The sequence below is a fragment of the Acinetobacter sp. NIPH 284 genome, from assembly GCF_000369425.1.
Classification (GTDB): domain Bacteria; phylum Pseudomonadota; class Gammaproteobacteria; order Pseudomonadales; family Moraxellaceae; genus Acinetobacter.
Genome location: NZ_KB850011.1, coordinates 115,220 through 133,643, shown reverse-complemented (window position 1 = coordinate 133,643; position 18,424 = coordinate 115,220). Strand labels below are relative to the sequence as shown.

The following is an 18,424-nucleotide window of genomic DNA, read 5'->3' as shown; positions in this document are numbered from 1 at the left end:
CAATTAGTTAGTTTTTTCACTATTTACGCGTGTTTGAGCCGAAACCGTTACAGACTTTCCAGCTGGAAGTTCCGCAATGGTCCAACGCAATGCACGATAATCTTTCAGTGGTACATTCACCATTTGATTACCCTCTTTGCGTTTTAAAGGCATTGGGGCAAAATGTGTACCATCAGTACTTGCTTCAGCATTTTCTGGCTGAGACTTTGCCAAAAATTGAGTTTCTACAGGTATCGGTAAAGTCGCTGCCAGATTCTTGATTTTTCCAGTGGTGTTATTGGTATAGGTTGCCCGATACTCAATCACATCATTGGGTTTTACCTTGGTCACCAGCTTTGAGGTTGGTTTCCCATCAGTGCCTGCACTGATCAGGAAAGTTTTGAGTTCTACTGAAACGGGCTCTTTTGTTGTTTTAGTCTCAGCGAATACACTTCCAGCCAAAACAAGAACCGCAGTACCAAGCAAACATTTCTTGTACATATTGTTCAAATACGACATTCAATTATTCCTCGTCTTTTTTTTATTTTTGAACAGTACATTTACCATCCAAAAAAAACGTTAACCATTTCTATGAAAGTATATCAATAATCAACAAATTTATTTGATTTATTTCACACTTTTACAAAAAACATTACATTACCTCAAGCCAAAGCAACTTCCATACCATCTTTCCTCACCCAAGACCTTTGCATGTTTTTCAACCTACCGATCTGTGATAGGTTCTGCTTACTGACTAACACAAAATCTTAAAGTTCCTGTGGCTGATGGTTTTAGCAAACCTGTTAAAGTCCATTCAAGAACTTCTCCAGAACGTGTTGCATTACAAGTATTTCCACTTGGTGTTAGGCGGCAACTTACACTGCCAAAATTAGTACCAGTTGGTAAACTATCTTTTACTTTGACATTCTGTAGGTTCTTCACACTATTATTTTTATAGGTGATCTCATACTCCAGATTTTGCTGTTTTGTGGCCTGATTATTCACTAAAAAGCCTAAAGAATCAGACGGAGTTGATGAACAACTGCTTACTGCACGTACTTTTTTTGTCAATGTAAGGCCTGCACTGCCAATTAGTGTCACATCCTGACGCTGTTGGGTTTTTTGATCTGTTAGACTTAATGCAGCCACTGCATAGCTTGCCTGTAGTGTTCCAATATGCTGTGCACCAGCAAAAATATTAGTTGGCGAAAGTACTCGTTGAACAAGACAGATATCGGTATTTGGTTGTAATAAAACAGTGCCAGATGGTGTTGGATCAAATACTGTCTCACCAGCATCAACAGTACCATTACAGTTCGTATCTCGATAAACCAATGCCTGCCAAGGTTGATCATTGTTTGAGCTTGGTTGGGTTTGTTTCAACTGTGTTACCCAAACAGGGGCCTGGGTACTTAAACGGTGTGGATAATCAGTCACTTCACCTGCGGTAATGGTATGTTGTCCATCTTCTGTTAAAACCACATTGAGATTGGCATCACCAAAATTATTGTTTGGATAACTTGTGGCTGTGGTTTTTGGAACAGTAATCGTATCCGTATTGCGACTGTACGTTCCTGTTGGACTTACCCCGCTAACTGAGGTGTATTCAGGTAAATTGGTTTGCACAATGCAGAATGGGTTACTTAGAACAGTTTTCTCAACTTTAAAACGATAATCCCCATTGTCATTGCTTATTGATACAACATTGAGGTCAACACCAGAACAATTGGCAAGTTTAAGCGAACTGCCAGCAATGCCCTGCTCATTTGCATCAATGATTCCATTATAGGCATTGCTTAATATATTGCTGACGCTGCCGCCATTATCATTAAAGACTTTGCCTGATATTAGAACCAAGTCTTTACGGCTATTGGTTAAGGTACAAATAATGGCTGCATCGTTTGTATTAATCGTTAATTTATTGCCATTTAAAGGCGTAGTGTTGCCAGTACAGACGAGATTCCCCACATACTCATTTTCATCGCCTTTGCTAAATGCCTCAATGATACTTCCTGTTGTTCCAAGCATGCCCAGCGGAACAATAATTGGTGCACCTGCTGTAGAGTTTGCTCCCGTGGCATCCGCAACTGAGAGTCCTGTTGTTGCATTTGTGGTAAAGCCAACACTGTTCACGGTTGCACTATCACCAGCTAAGGCATTCTCCCATTTTTTGATTAAAGTGAGCGTCGTAAGGGTATTGGTTAAAGTACATACAATATCTGCCCCTGCTGCAATTCCCGTTCTGGATAAAGTGACTGTCCCATTTGTTTTATTAACAGTGACTGAACTTGCTCCTATACCCGTACATACAGCATCGGTCAACCGATATCCTGTCGGCATATTCGATTCAGTTAGAACCACATCAGTTGATAAACTTGGAGAAAAATATTGGGTTGTACCTGATGTGGCAGCTTCTGGAACTGTTGTGGTCACGGAGTGATTTAAGATGCCACTATTTGCAGTTGCAGTAAAATCAAATTTCCCAACCCCACCACGGCTAATTTTTTTAATTGTTAAACTTGGCGTACTATTAACAAATGTACAGGTAATATCTGCTCCACCAGTAATTAGTCGACCAGATGAAATGGTCAGCGTTGACCCGCTTAAATCCCCAAACTCACCAATATTTCCTGTAATAGAGCTATTGGCATCAGTACATTTCGCATCCTTTAATACATAACCCGTCAATACAGTTGGTTCACTAATCGTCACATTTGAAAAGGTGTCATTCACCGTTAAAGCAGCAGAAGTACCTTTACCAATATTAGTGGAAGAACTTGAGGAGGAGGTTGCCACATTTGTCGATGCACTGGATAAATTACTATTGGTAAAAGTAAATGTACCTATACCACCACGAGATTCTTTTGCAATCTTGACAATTGGCACTTTAATATTGGTAAAATTGCAGTTTATATTTGGGTTATTGTTAATTTGATTGGAGGTAAAGGAATAAGTTTTTGTACCCGTTCCTGAGCTTGGTGGAGTGCCAACAAGCGCACCAGACGTGCCATCATCATTTCGAACACGACATGTTGCACCCAGTAATGACCAACCAGCCACATTTGTTTCTGAAATATTTACACCCTCTGATGACGAGGTGACTGCAAAAGGCTGACCTGTAAATATTGTTCCACCGTCAACCTGATATTGATCAATTGGTGTTTGTGTAACAACGGTCGCACTGGTTTTATTTGTGCCTGTTAAAGAAAAATCAAATGAACCTGTCCCCCCCACACTAGATTTAGTTAAATAAATCAAAGCTCTGGCAATGGTAGTTTGTACACTACTGGTGTTGTCGTCACGAAAAATATCATTATTTGCAGTAGCTTCCACTGTTGCCGTGTTTGTGGCAACGCCTGACACTGCTGTTGCAGAGATAGTAACGCTACAAGTCGCTCCTTTAGGACCACTAAAAGTACCTGACAAGGTGTTTCCTGATAAACTTGCTGTACATTTATCAGAAGCAGTTGCTGTTCCACCTTTAGTGGCAGCTACAGCAATAGAAACTGAATTAAAATTATTTGGAACGACATCCTGAAAATTAGCTACCCCTGTAGAACTAATTGCACGTTCTCCTTTATTGGTAATCACTAACTGATACTGAACTGTATCATTAGTTTTTACCATTAGAGGTTGTGATTGAAATGATCCACTCGTTCCTTTACGCTGAGTTTTTTCAATTTTTACATCCACATCCTGAGGTTCATCATCATCAATAATTTTATAGGTTGCCGTGCCATTACCTGATGCACCACAACCACTTGAAGACATGACATGGTATGCATTACTTTGATTGATTGTAACTGTAAAAGTTTCATCAGGCTCAGGAACGGTATCACTGATAATCTCTACAGGGACATTCAGGATATAAGGTGTACCACTTCCATAGTTACCTGCGGGTATTGTGATGGTAAAAGTATTGGCCACCCCACCATTAATTTTATAGTCTGTACCTAGCTGTGCTGTACCATCATTAACTGTAAAGGCCAGTGGAATGCCTGCTGGTGGCACAGTTCCAACCACAATTACCTGTATGGGCTGAACATTACCGCCATTTTCGGGTACAGAATAATTAGCAGATGTAAATTCAATAATCGGCTTGACTTCAATCTGGATACCATCCAAAAAATTCCCTGAGGTTCCTGAACCCGAAGTGGACTGAAAACCAATGGTTGTTTGTCCTGTTGCACCAGTATAAATAAAGCTTCCGCTATAATCGGCCCATCGAGTTGTACTTCCCACAGGTACAGTATTACTTTGCACAGGATTACATGTACCAGCACTACATGACGTTATATTACCCGTCCCTGTTGTACCAGTTGCGACTGATACTACTGGTTGCGTACCTGCACGAAAATTCATGGTATCAGGATTGGTATTTCGTCCATTATGGCTAAATCTCCAATTGACTTGCTCGCCATTGACCAAACAAATATTTTGGGATATTTCTGAAAGACGTTCGGCATTTAATTCAGCGAACTGCGTTCCTTCTTTAGCAACCAGGTTGCCTGTGCCTCCCCCCCCAATACCCCGAGGTCCTGACCACAGTTCCATAATCTGACCACTACCACTTGCAGTATAAGTACATGTTCCATTGACTTCTTCTTGATAATAAGGATGTGTGGTTAACCAACCAGGAACTTTGGTACTGTCAATATAAACACGACAGGCGTTACCCGTATTTGCAATCTTAGGACTTTCAAAACTCAGGTTAATAAAACTACGCTGATAAGCAGCCTGAGCAATACTGATGCTACTGACCAGTGAAAAAAACAAAATCAAAAGTTTTAGAACAGCATGATTAGCCAGTTTCATCATCTTGAATTTTTCCATTGAATTACTGCCCCACATAGCGCACCCCGAAACTGAATTCGTAACTTTGACCGCCCACCACACTATTTAAAGTTCCTGTTAGCTCACCTGCATTATTTAAAGCAGGAGCTGTTGTGCCACTACATGCTGTACAGGTTGGAACTTTTGATAACACGGTATACGCTGGTGTCATATCCCTAAAGGTAAACGAGTTATTCACTGTGGCGCCTGAATTATTTAAAATAACCTTGTATAAGACACATTGGCCTTGACCATTGCTTTGCTTACCAATAGTTAAAGCATTTGTTGTGTATGTTTCATCGGCTGTACCATCACAATTAAAATCTCGTGCCTGCAATTTTGTCAGGGTTAATTGTGACTGCTTGACTGTGGTCACATCTTTAATAGAAGCAATAACCTGATTGCTACTATCTGTTAAGTTCACAACCGTTGTATTCGCCTGATTGACATTGTTATTTACAACATTCGTGACCTGTAGTAAGAGTTGAATTTGCTCATGAGCTGCCACTTTGCCATTAGGTAAGTCCGCCAATGTACGAATATTTAAATCCCCACTGCTGAACTTACCATCCCCATCGACATCCAGAAATAGTACACTGTTAAAGCTAGACTCACTATTGTTGATGATAAAACCATAGCTCCCCGTAAAGTCTGTAGCAGCAGGGTTCGTTAGTAAATGACGATAGACCACAGTGCCTAATGGTGCGACCTGACCATGTAAATCTGGTGTAAATTCCAATTGAGGCTTGGCATTTACACTTTGAATCTCCACTGCGTTTTTGATTGTATCCTGAGCAGGGTTATCCGTACCAACAAAGCTGGTTGAGATCACACGAAAATAAATTGGTACAGTCACGTCTTTATTGACTTTATCCACTTCAACAACCGCACAAACCAGTTGGGTTTCCCCATCATTTAAGTAACGGGTTTTGCCAATTTCATTGCCTAAAACACTACAATCTGTTCCATTGCTTGACGTATAAAAACGCACACGATTAACACCAGCGGGTAAAGTTAGACTGGAAAAATCACTGCTAGCATTGGCACTGAGTAAATATTCTGTTCCAACACCTGTATGGCTGATTTTTAATGGGAAAATTGCCTGTCCACCTGCAACAGAATTACTACTGGATTTCACAGCAAGTATTGTTTTCCATGCAGAACCATTATTATTCTCAACTGCACCATTACCCAAACCTGTATTTTCAGGACTATTGGTTAAATCCACCAATTGTGAAACAGGTGTTAAAGTACCCTGATCTTGAATGGTACTGGTTTTACTACCATCACCTACAGATTGTGCTCGAGGAGAAACCGCAAAGGCTGTAGGTGTGCTTACCGTATAACTACTTGGGAAACGAACTTTGACCACAACTGGGATACTGGTATTAGCTGCCAACAGGCCCGTGTCAGGAATACCATCACCATTACTGTCTAATAATGGTGTCACACCATCGGCACGATATAACTCAATTTGGCTTCCAACTGGAAAATTATTATTGGTCAAAGTCAGATTAAAACGATCTGCGGTATTCCCTGTATTCCAGACATAGTTGGTAAATTTAAGTTCACCGCCTTGAACAGTGCTTGCAGTCACAGGATTACTATCATTAATATTACTAACGTTACCATTGATTGTGACCGCATAGACTGGAGCAACATTTACAATTGCAGTATTTGTTTTGTCGGTCGTTGTTCCTGTCACATTGACAAAATTCTCAATCTTTCCTGCAATACTTTTATTAATTTTTACCTTAAATTCAATATAACCAATCGAATTTGCAGGAATACTGGTCAATACAGCAGTCACAACATTAGAACTTACATAATAATTAATACCAGTAGGATCATTTGCTCCTGTTGCAGGGTCGACGGTTGTGCCATTCCAGTTTTCACCACTATTGGATTGATACGTTAAGGTTGAATCCAGAGTATCCGTTAAAGTGATATTACCTGTAGCAACATTACTTGGATTTTGATAATCCAGACGTATAGTGACCACATCACCATTTGCAGCAGTGATTTGAGAGAATTTTTTACGCACCACCAGAGTTGACTGGTCAGTTACAGTTGCCTTGTCAACATTGCTATTTGTTCCACTCGCACCATTCGCAGATGTCACCGCCAAAGTTAAATTTGCAAATTTTTCTGTGGCAATCGTATTCGGTATGCTTGCTGCAACAACCAGTCCAACGGACTGACCTGCACCCAATGTATAACCTGTAATTGGCGATCCATCTGGGACACCATCATTATTGGCATCCAAATAAACAGTCAAGCTACTACTCACAAAATCAAAATCATCACCAGTGAGGTTATTGTTTACAGCGAAAGTATATTGGTCTGTCTCATTACTGGTGTTGGTTAGAATATGATTAAAATAAATCGTTTGCCCAGCTACAGCTTTCTTATTATTTGCCGCCTCCAAATTTAATGAGTACACAGGTAAAATTGTGGTTTGCACCAAGTTGGAACGTGCTACCTGTACAACTGTTGAACCCTCTTCGCTGTACTCACCAACTGCCATGTTACTGATGATCGAGTTGGTTGCAGCCCAAGCCGATTGCTGGATCATCAACATGCACAGCAAGGTCAAGACCCAATTAAACAGTTTTGGGCGGTTATGATTGAGTGTATTGATCATCTTCATGCTCTAATATCCGCTCTGTTTTATGGGCTTACCCGAATGGAGAAATACATGGCAGCCTGCCCCTGCGGTGCAAGCGTACCCACATTCCCTGCAATTTGATCTGTATTTACAGTCACTGTCCCCTGCGTGATTGAAGGAGGTAAACCTGTACGTAAATTGCTATAAGCAGGCACAACGTCATTGATTACGACATTGCTGGCAGAAGTTGCCCCTTCATTTTTAAGGGTTAAACGGTAGGTCACACACTGATTTGGTTTTACTTGAAGCGGCGTACTTCCATACACTGCATTTATTACAGTTACCGAAGTTAAGGCACAATTTTCATCTTTAGTTTGTTCTTTTGTTAAGCGTAGTTGTGTTGGATCAACTGTAGTTAAATCAGTATTTTGTATATCAGCCAAGGCCAACCCCTGAATGGTATTGTTTGCTTTCACCACAATATTCGCCACACTAGACATACCATTGGTTGCCGTTGTTGGTGCCTGAACTTTTAAGAGAAGTTGAATTGAGGCTTGGGGTGCCAAGCCACCTGTAATGATGGATAAATCATTGATCATTGGATCAGTCGCATCAATCACGCCATTATTATTGGCATCATGATACAAAGTATAAGTAAAGGTATCATTTGGGTTTTGCGGAATAACACTAAACGTGATCTGGCCTGCTGCATTCCCCTCAACCACAGTCCCTGTATTCTTTAAGGTATGTAAATAGACAACTGTCCCACCAATATTGACCCGACCCTGCCGATCATTTGCCAGTGTCATTTGTCTCTGAATAATATCAACTTGGTCCTTAATACTATCCGCCTGTGCATTCATTGGTGATTTTATCGCAAACCAAATAGGAAGATTGGCCAAGTCTGTATTAGTGGGAACACTGACCACAGCACAATATTTTTTGGTTGCACCTGCTGCTACATTGCCAGTACTGCTGATTACATTCCCTAGGGTTTGGCAATCATTACTCGTATCATAGAATTTCACTGTCCACTGGGCAGGCAAACTGGTATTGATACTATTGACATCAATTTCAGCAGCCGAAGCATATAAATTATAGCTATTGGTTACCGTACTCTTATTCTCTACAACCAAAGGAAATACGGCTGTTCCCCCCCTAACTGCTGATTTATTTACCCATGCCTGTCCACCAGCTGATGTAACAGCACCTATACCATTTCCTGAACCGTCATTATTGTACAAGTCGCTAGAACCGACAGAATTAGTATTGGTTAATTGATCACGAGTCGTATTCTTAATTGCCGTATCTGTAGTAGAAATTGCTGTGATGTCAAAATTCAACGTCTCTGTAGTGACACAATTCGCAGGAAAATAAACACCAAGCACAATTTTTTTCGATGCGCCTGCTGCCATCGAACCTGTATCTACCACACCGTCAGCATTACTATCGGTCAGCAAAGTTTTTCCATCAGAGTGATATAAACGGGTTATCGCACAACTTGGCACATTTACACTTTTATCAATTGTAAGATTATAGCTATCTGTTGCCTGCCCCGTATTCCAGACATAATTTTCAAACTGAACCTCTTTGGCAGTACCAGTAAATGTGTTTGGTTTGGAGAACAAGTCATTCGTGCCTCCATCAGCAGTACTCGTTGCCATTTTATTTAGAATAACACCCAGAGTTTGTTCTACATTAAAAATAACAGTATTGGTGTTGGTGTCTTTCAATAAAGTAGTTGTATTGTTTTTATACTGTTTATAGTTCGCAGTGTTATTGATCTTTTCCGCTGCATTTGGATTAACTTTTACCTTAAAACTCACTGTTCCTTTACTTAATGCTGCAATCCCTGTTAGTCCAAATTCAACTTCACCAGTTGCATATTTATAGGTCAACACGGTATCAGTGGTACTGCCAGCCTCATTATTACTATCTGCTTCGGTGAGTGGACCTGTCCCACTACTCCATTCGGCTGTTCCTGTCTGGTAGCTAACACCGCTCGGTAAAGTATCATGAACCAGTAACTGACCTAGTGCAGTTCCTGTATTGCTATAGGTGAACGTATAGGTAATTTCTGTGCCTGTTTTACCAGTACTGATATTTTGAGATTTTGTGACCTGAATAACCGCATCATCAACCACTTTTGCAACATCTGAAACCGTCGCAGAAACGTGATTTGGGTCAAGTTGGCTGGTTGAAGTTAGACTAAAGTTCGCTATATTTCCTGTGCTAACATTCTTGGGAATACTTCCCACGACCACCAAAGCAACTGACTCCTCTGCTTCCACATGCAGAACAGCATTATTCAGTAAATTGTTATTATCATCAGGTTCACCATTTTGATCCCGATCTACATAAACTGCGATATTTTCCAGATCAAATTGGTCATTTGTGAGTTGTGTCAAAGCAAGCTTGTAGTTATCTGCAATATTCCCCGTATTGGTCAGCACATGAGGAAAATTTAATTTACTGCCAATCGTACCAATATTTTGCTGATTGCTTTGTAGACTCAGTGAATAAATCGCCTGAACGGTCAGAATCACAGGGTTAGAGTTAATGGTTTGTAGATTGCCCTGTTCATCTTCAAAATCACCACTGGCAATGTTTGTGATGTTACTTCCTGCTTTCGGTTGAGCAAATGCAATAGAACTATGAAATCCAATAAATAAGCCTAATAAAGCGATAAATGAAGTTTTTGAGACAGCACTTTTCTTGAATCGGCTTATCATGTTTCAGAACCCACAAAAAATGTAAAATTGATTTTTTATTGATAAATTGTACGGTTTTATTGACAATCTTCACGAAAGAATACTACAAAAATATCGACTTGAACACGCAAATTAACAAAAAGGTGATTTTTTTCTTACAGACTATCATTTGTAAAAAAACCTGTAGATGCCTGTTATTTATAAATAATACTTATGAAATGATTAGGGTCTATTGACATTTCATCCTGGTAACCAAATGTATATGCAAGCTAAAGCAAAAGAAATTATCAAAGTTCTGTTGCTATAGCCTGTATATTTTTATGGCTACCTTTATAGGGTTAATTATGAACAGTAAGTGTCAACAGACCCTAAATATTCAGTAAAGTAATTGAACCTTTTTTTATAGGACTTACGCACTATTATTTATAGATTCTCTGTGGTAGGAGATGATTTTTATCGAGAATAAAGTCATCAATGAAGTCTTTGATGATTGGTCTAAATAATTTCTTCTGCCAACGATATACATTTTCAAAGATCCGCTCAAACTGGTTCTTTTGTATCTCGACGTAGGCCATCAAGGCTGCAAAAATATGATTCAAAATCAGTTTAGATCGTCTTACTTGAAACTTTTCAATATGACAAACCTGTTTAATCACTCGGTGATATTGCTCTATTTTCCAATGACTTGAATGTAATTCATGAAAACCCTCAAAGGACAATAAATCATCTTCATCTTGATGCACAATATAAAACCTCTGCTGTTCTTTTAACTGAGTCTTAAATAATTGTACAAAGCCAAAATCTTTGAGCCAGACCACTTGACCCTGATGAAAATCTGGCAATAAACGCAGTTGAAACCATTGTCCTTTTTCTGGGGAAACCTTACGGTTACAGTCGATACCAAACATAAATCGAATACCATATTTTCTTATGGTTTTTAGATTTCCAGTCGATGAATACCAACTATCACCTGTAATAAATTGAATCTTTGCACCCCAACTAAGTACTTCACTTAACATATCCATAAAGTAATCATTCTTGGTTTTACCCTCAGATTTGTCATAAATTCGGAAATTAATTGGAATATTTTGACCATTCTGATCTGTCGCATACAGGGTAATGAGATTAATCCCCTTGACGGATCGGTGGTGTTTGCCTGACCAAAAATAGCTAACCAAGTCCATATGTTGACTATATGGTTTATCTAAAACAGTATCATCAATACTGACTATAAGTTTATTATTATCAATATGTTGAATTGCTTCTTGATATAGGTCGTGAGGTGTGTAGTCTTCACGCTCCAGAAAGCGATTTACACTATCATGCGAGATATTATAAGTCTCGGCAAGTTGTGTGCAGCTAATAGAGTTCGGTTCTGTCATGAGAAAGCCCATATAAATGGGTAATGTACAAGTTGCTGTAGAAGCATGTTTAGTTCGTCTGATCACAGATACTTTATAAACTATTTTAATACTTTTTTGAATCCGTCAATGCGTAAGTCCTATCATCTTAAAATCCTATAAATAATCTTTCACTTTTATGACATCAATATGAATCCTTTAATTGAGAATTCAGAACTCCTCCCCCTATCAAAACACCCAGCAAGTAGCTAACAGCCAGACTTCCTGAGCATTTTGCAATAACCACCCCATCACGGTGAAACACAGAACCTCACTGTACCCGTAGCAGAAGGTGGCAGATTACCTGTCAACACCCACTCTAGCTGGCCATTGTTATGGGTTGCTGTACAACCTGTAATGCCTGAAGGGGTAGACTGGCAATTGATGCTACCAAACGTTGTATCCAATGGCACACTGTCTTTCAGCTTTACATTTTGCAACACTTTCACACTATTGTTCTTATAGGTGATCTCATACTCCAGTTTTTGTTGGCTGGTCGCCTGATTGTTGATCGCAAAAGAAGTGCTGTCACTCACTGTTGATGGGCACGTGGCAACGGTACGTACTCGTTTCTGCAAATCAAGTCCTGCACTGCCAATCAGGGTGGTATCCTGTCGCTGGTTGCTTTGTCCTGTGATCGTTTGCGATGGATTACTCAGGCTAATCTGATAGCTGGCCTGTAGTCGGGTCATTTGCTGTGCGCCTGCATAGGCATTACTTGGCGACAGGACACGCTGTACCAGACAGATGTCGGTTGCTGGCTGTAACAGGATTGGGCTACCTGTGGTGGGGTTAAATACACTTTCCCCCGCGTCCACTTTGCCATTACAGTTAATATCCTGATAGATAATAGCCTGCCATACCTGATCTGTACTGGAAGCTGGCTGTTGTGCCAGATTTTGTACCATCTGGGTAATGCTCACAGGCGCGTAGCTGATCAGTCGATGTGGATAGTCAGCCACTTCTCCTGCTTTAATGGTATGTTGCCCATCTTCTATGAGTATCACGCTCAGATTAGCATCGCCAAAATTTCCTGTGGTATAGCTGGCTACAGTACTATTTGCCACGCTAATGGTATCGGTACTACGTGTGTAATTGGCAACACCGCTAACTGAGGTAAAATTTTGCGTATTAGTTTCTATAATACAATAGGGACTTGGCAGATTTGCATTACGAATAAACTGATAATCACCTGCTGCATTGGTTGTGGTTTCTGCAATAATACTACTAATACAATTGGTCAGTTGAATCCTCGCACCAGCAATCCCATTCTCGCCAGTATCTTGTACACCATTATAGGCATTAGCAAAAATATTATTTACTGTGCCGCCATTATCATTAAATACCCTTCCTGAAACAATCAGTTGTGAGTTAACACTCACGCTAGACTGGTTATTATCCAAAATAAGCTCAGGTGTCGAACCACTTACATTTGCTGTATTGATAATCGTCCCTAATTGTCTGGAAACTGCCTGTACTCTGACTTGCTTAGTTGTAGCTGGAGTCATTAACCCCATGTTGCAAGTCAGGGTCTTATTGCTACTATTGTAAGTACAACTTCCCCCTGTTATGGTATAGGAAACATAATCAATTCCTACAGGAATAGTATCTGTGAGAGTCACATTGCTGTTTGCAGGCCCCTCATTGAAAATATTAATGGTATACCAAAAAGATTGATTAACATAAATATTTGTACTATCGACCAATTTGGTGACCTGAACATCTGTTCCAAGTTGCACTGTGGTATTTTCACTATCACTATTATTGGTCGTTAAACTATCTGTTTCACTTGCCTGAACACTGACCTGATTGACATCGGTACCAATATACTTTGCCAACATACGGATAGTAATCGTTATTGTTTGACCCGCCTCTACACTTCCCAGATTACAGAGCATTTGATGACTGCTATTTGGTGTTGTGCAACTTCCCTGCTGAGGAGTGGCATCTATAAATTCAAGATAAGTATAAGGCAAGTTTTCAGTGACTATCACATTGGTTGCAACCGAAGGCCCCAGATTATTTACTGTTACCGTATAAACCACAGTGCCGTTTTGCGCAACAGGATCAACCAGATCTGATTTATTGATCACCAGATCAATGACAGCAGAAGTTACTGTTGTAGACACTGAAGATGTGTTGTTGGTACTCACAGCATCATAAATATCGGAACTAATAGTGGCGGTATTTATGATGTTTGTACCTGCTGCTGCCTGTTGGGGACGCACCACAACTGTCACTGATTGCGTAGTATTATTGGCTAAACTTGCCCATTGGCACTGAATTTTTCCTGCGGTAGGTACGTCCTGCTGACAAGTACCAGCGCCTGTTGGTGTGATTGACATCACTGTCACATTACTCGGCAAAGTATCAATAACAGTAACATTGGTAGCAACACTAGGACCATTATTTCTGGCGGTTAAAATATAGGTCAGGTTCTGACCAGCAGCAACCGTTGTTAAGGAAGCACTTTTGCCGATCTGCAAATCAGCACTTGGCAGTACATCTAAGGTCACAGTACTGCTATTATCTGTAAAATCTGGATCAGCAACAACAGCAGTACTGACAAAACTGATACTGGCTGTATTTGAACGTGCCATCCCAACCGTCCTAGGTGTCACAGTCACAGTAAATGAAGTACTCGCCCCCACTGCCAGACCACCTGCATAATCACAAGTCAAGGGAGTGACATTTCCTGTTCCTGCTGTGGTACAAGTCCAGCCATTGGCTGTCGCTGTCGTAGACACCAGTGTTGCCCCTGGATCAGGATTCATACTATCAACCAAACGAATAGCATTTGACGCTCCCACTGGTACAGCAGTTCGCCCCTGATTCGTCACCACAAAAGTATAGGTATAGCTCTGTCCCATATAAACACTAGTGGCTGACACTGTTTTAACCAGTTTTAAATTGGCATCATCCAGAATAGTGGTTTGCTGTTGGGCAGTATCATTGCTGCCTATTGGATCGTTTGTGGTCACTACTTGTGAGTAGTTAGTCATTGTTGTGCCGTTATTGGCTTTTAATACCACATCAATATCATTGGTTGTATTTACCGTCCAGGTAGATGAAGCGCTCACAGTGCGGGTACAGGTAATCACCGTGCCAGTATCACTACAACTCCAGCCTTGGGTAGATACAGTGGGTGCATAGCTCACAATGGTAGAATTGACAGGAATGGTATCCGTTACTGTCACTGTACGACCCGTTGGCATATTAGATGGTCCATTATTGGTTACACGCAAGCGATAGCGTACATTACCTGTTACTGCCACAGGATCAGGTCCATAAGTAGTATTGCCTGATACGGTATCGTCCTTAACAATTGACAAATCACTATAAGTACCACCTCCTGATGTATCTACAATCGTCAGCGTATTGTCTGACTGGTTATTACTCAGATCAGGATCGGATATGACAGAGCTAATATTGCCAATATTTTGCTTCACCCCAGTACTGGTAAATTTTGCAGACAGTGTGATGCTACCATTATTACTACTTGATACCACCAGACCATTGGTCAGTGTACATGTAATGGTTGTAGGTCCATTAATGGGAGAAGCTGTGCTTGCAGTTGGACAACTCCAGCCAGCTGGCGCAGTAATCGCCGTAATTTGAACACCACTAGGCAACGTATCAGTAATCGTTACTGTTGTTCCAGCAGGGATGGGAGATGTACCCGCATTACGATAAGCAAGCGTGTAAGTTGCTGTAGAGTTTAAAGCACGTACAGCACCAGAACCATTGACAGTTTTAGTAATTCTCAGATCGGCATTTCCGTTCACTGTATGTGTCACTGAAGCTGTATTATTGCTGGTTGCAATATCAGTTAAGATATTACCCACAGAACCTACTGTTGCCGCATTAGTCAATGTACCCCCTTGAGTTGGGATAAAATCAAACTGGATAATCCCCAGACTTTGTGTTGTCGTACTGGTATTCACATAGGGTGTTGAAGAGTCACAAATGACACTCACAGGGTTACTGGCTGATACCGTAAAAGGTAAAGTCTGGCTTGGACTATAATCACAACTCCATACCCCTGAATTACCAGATACTGTTGGTGAAGTAGTGACCTGTATATTATTCGGTAATGGATCCGTGACTCGAACCGTTGCATCTGCTGTATCCCCAATGACTAAAGACGGTGTTAGACGATACCGATAAGTCGCACCTGCACCGATCTGTGTACTCGTCCCAATGGTAGTATTTGACGTATTGGTAAGTACCTTTGCCACACTTAAATCAACCGCCTGATTTACCGAAGTATTTTCTGTAACCGTATTATTGGCAGTGTTTTTATCAGCCATCGTTGAACTCACGCTGGCTTCATTGGTTACCGTCCCATAAGCCAATGCCTTGACGGGTACTGTAATATTCTGAAAACTTGCATTGACTGCCAATGCATTATTGGCTTGTATATTTCTCTGACACGTTACAACAACTGGTCCATTTTGGGGAAATGTTGTACCACCAGAACTACTACAAGTCCAATTAGTACCACTGGGTAGACTTTGTAGACGCATACTGGATGGAATATTATCTGTTACAGTCACTGTATCTGCTGTAGTATGAGCAAAAGGCCCTAAATTCTTAATCGCCAGCACATAATTATAAGTCGCCCCCTCTGATACTGGATCAGCACTATCCGTTTTTGTGATTTGCAAATCAGCACTTTGTACCACTGTTGTTGTTTCAATCTTACTATTATTGGTTAAATTAGTATCAATTTGACCACTTGAACCTGTGAAGGTACTGGTTAATGTCCCTGGTGTGGTGGGTACAGTCACCTTAATCACAATATTGACTGCCGCATTATTATCAATATTACCCAGACTACAAGTAATTGTTGTTGTACCTGTACATGTCCCCTGCGAAGAAACGACACTTTGCAAACTTACTGTTGCAGGTAACGCCGCCGTCAAACTAACCCCTGTCGAATCATCAGGACCATTATTAGCTACATTCAGAGTATAAGTTAATGTCCCACCTGCTGCGATTGGGTCAGGACTATCATTCTCATTGACAACAATATCAACAGCAGCATGTAAAATAGATGTATATAAGAAAACAATAGCACAAATAAATAAATAAAAGATTTTATTAACTTTTATCACAAAAATTCTCCTCCATCGGTGGGACATTTTTCATCAATAATGAAAGTGAATAACTTCAATCTGACCTTTATTTTTGACCTAATTAAGGTTTTAATTAGCCCTAATGAAGCAGCCACATATAATTGTGTGAAATATATCACGTAATTTACAATTTTTAAAACATATTTAACATTAATTAGGACTTACGCATTGACGGATTCAAAAAAGTATTAAAATAGTCTCTGTACACGACAAAAATAGATAACTCATTGAAATAATGTCACAATAATTGTTTTCTAACGACGAATACTATGACACATCTCAATGAGTTATATCTTATCTTAAACAAATCTCTAAAATGGAACAAGTCACATTTAAAGTGCTTTTCGCTCATCATGCTTGCGATCATTTTAAAGCAAACGTGCAATCTTTCTTCTGCATCTAAAGCCTTGCCCATCAAGTGCTTACCACAATCATTTTATCGGCGTATGCAGCGCTTCTTTGCAGGTCAGTATTTTGATTATCGTCAAATTTCTCAGTTGATTTTCAATATGTTTTCATTCGACAAAGTGCAACTGACTTTAGATAGAACCAATTGGAAATGGGGAAAACGAAATATTAATATCCTGATGCTCGCAATCGTTTATCGTGGAATAGCGATACCTATCCTTTGGACATTGCTTAATAAACGTGGAAATTCAGATACGAAAGAGCGTATTGCTTTGATTCAACGCTTTATAGCCATTTTTGGTAAAGACCGTATTGTGAATGTGTTCGCAGACAGAGAGTTTATCGGTGAGCAGTGGTTTACATGGTTAATTGAACAAGACATCAACTTCTGCATTCGTGTAAAAAAAACTTCATTGTCACCAATCATTTAGGAAAGAATCATAAAATTAGTGATTTATTTCGCCATCTTAAAGTTGGTCAAATTGAATGTCGTAAACGACGGATTTTGGTTGGTCGGGTGAAACTATATATAAGTGCACTACAGTTAGAAAATGGAGAGCTTTTACTCGTCGTTTCTCCTCAGTTTAATGCCAATGCTATTCAGGATTATGCATTACGCTGGGAAATTGAAACCTTATTCAGTTGTCTCAAAGGACGAGGATTCAATCTTGAAAATACGCGCTTGACAGACCCTAGACGAGTGAAAAAATTGATTGCGGTGTTAGCTATAAGCTTCTGTTGGTGTTACTTAACGGGTGAATGGCAACATAATCAAAAAAAAGCGATAAAAATAAAGAAGCATGGACGACTCTCAATGAGTTTATTTCGCTATGGTTTAGACTATGTTCAAATGGCGATTCAGCATTTAATTGGTTTTGGGAAAAAAGAAGAGTTTAAGGAAATTCTGGCAATTTTAAGAAGGCAGATGCCTGATAGGATAAGAGTTCTGTGAAATTTGTCGTGTACAGAGTAAAATAGTTTATAAAGTATCTGTGATCAGACGAACTAAACATGCTTCTACAGCAACTTGTACATTACCCATTTATATGGGCTTTCTCATGACAGAACCGAACTCTATTAGCTGCACACAACTTGCCGAGACTTATAATATCTCGCATGATAGTGTAAATCGCTTTCTGGAGCGTGAAGACTACACACCTCACGACCTATATCAAGAAGCAATTCAACATATTGATAATAAAAAACTTATAGTCAGTATTGATGATACTGTTTTAGATAAACCATATAGTCAACATATGGACTTAGTTAGCTATTTTTGGTCAGGCAAACACCACCGATCCGTCAAGGGTATTAATCTCATTACCTTGTATGCGACAGATCAAAATG

At 40.0% G+C, this 18,424-nt stretch carries 7 protein-coding genes and 1 pseudogene; 2 read left to right on the top strand and 6 right to left on the bottom strand.

The features are described from left to right. Positions 1–3: 3 nt before the first annotated feature. From F908_RS06625 to F908_RS06600, 6 genes are all read right to left on the bottom strand, one after another. Entirely contained in the window at positions 4–498 is a 495-nt protein-coding gene (locus tag F908_RS06625; protein ID WP_005159541.1) for a hypothetical protein, read from the bottom strand. Between the two features lie 228 nt (positions 499–726). Continuing rightward, complete coding sequence (locus F908_RS06620) at positions 727–4,797, bottom strand: prealbumin-like fold domain-containing protein (RefSeq protein ID WP_005159540.1); 4,071 nt, start codon at positions 4,795–4,797, stop codon at positions 727–729. A gap of 19 nt (positions 4,798–4,816) precedes the next feature. Further along, positions 4,817–7,462, bottom strand: coding sequence for an autotransporter outer membrane beta-barrel domain-containing protein (locus F908_RS06615; RefSeq protein ID WP_005159538.1), 2,646 nt, complete (start codon positions 7,460–7,462; stop codon positions 4,817–4,819). Between the two features lie 20 nt (positions 7,463–7,482). After that, the gene (locus F908_RS06610) at positions 7,483–10,152 is read right to left on the bottom strand and encodes a DUF11 domain-containing protein (protein WP_005159535.1); all 2,670 of its coding nucleotides are present in this window, start codon (positions 10,150–10,152) and stop codon (positions 7,483–7,485) included. Between the two features lie 398 nt (positions 10,153–10,550). Next, positions 10,551–11,579, bottom strand: a complete 1,029-nt coding sequence (locus F908_RS06605; RefSeq protein WP_081399852.1) for an IS701 family transposase — start codon at positions 11,577–11,579, stop codon at positions 10,551–10,553. A 203-nt stretch (positions 11,580–11,782) separates the two neighbouring features. Next, positions 11,783–16,648, bottom strand: a complete 4,866-nt coding sequence (locus tag F908_RS06600) for an SdrD B-like domain-containing protein (protein ID WP_005159531.1) — start codon at positions 16,646–16,648, stop codon at positions 11,783–11,785. A gap of 290 nt (positions 16,649–16,938) precedes the next feature. Between F908_RS06600 and F908_RS15475 the strand changes: the two genes are divergently transcribed. Then, a protein-coding gene (locus tag F908_RS15475) for an IS4 family transposase (RefSeq protein WP_155756600.1) occupies positions 16,939–18,029 on the top strand; the annotation gives its coding sequence in 2 pieces (ribosomal slippage) (positions 16,939–17,476 and positions 17,476–18,029; 1,092 coding nt in all). A gap of 40 nt (positions 18,030–18,069) precedes the next feature. Beyond that, positions 18,070–18,424 (top strand): annotated as a pseudogene (locus F908_RS06585) (IS701 family transposase); the annotation flags it as partial.

What these genes read in the sequence shown, in the direction of transcription:
- F908_RS06625 (WP_005159541.1), bottom strand. Translation starts at nt 498, where the DNA reads ATGTCGTATTTGAACAATATGTACAAGAAATGTTTGCTTGGTACTGCG.
- F908_RS06620 (WP_005159540.1), bottom strand. Translation starts at nt 4,797, where the DNA reads ATGATGAAACTGGCTAATCATGCTGTTCTAAAACTTTTGATTTTGTTT.
- F908_RS06615 (WP_005159538.1), bottom strand. Translation starts at nt 7,462, where the DNA reads ATGAAGATGATCAATACACTCAATCATAACCGCCCAAAACTGTTTAAT.
- F908_RS06610 (WP_005159535.1), bottom strand. Translation starts at nt 10,152, where the DNA reads ATGATAAGCCGATTCAAGAAAAGTGCTGTCTCAAAAACTTCATTTATC.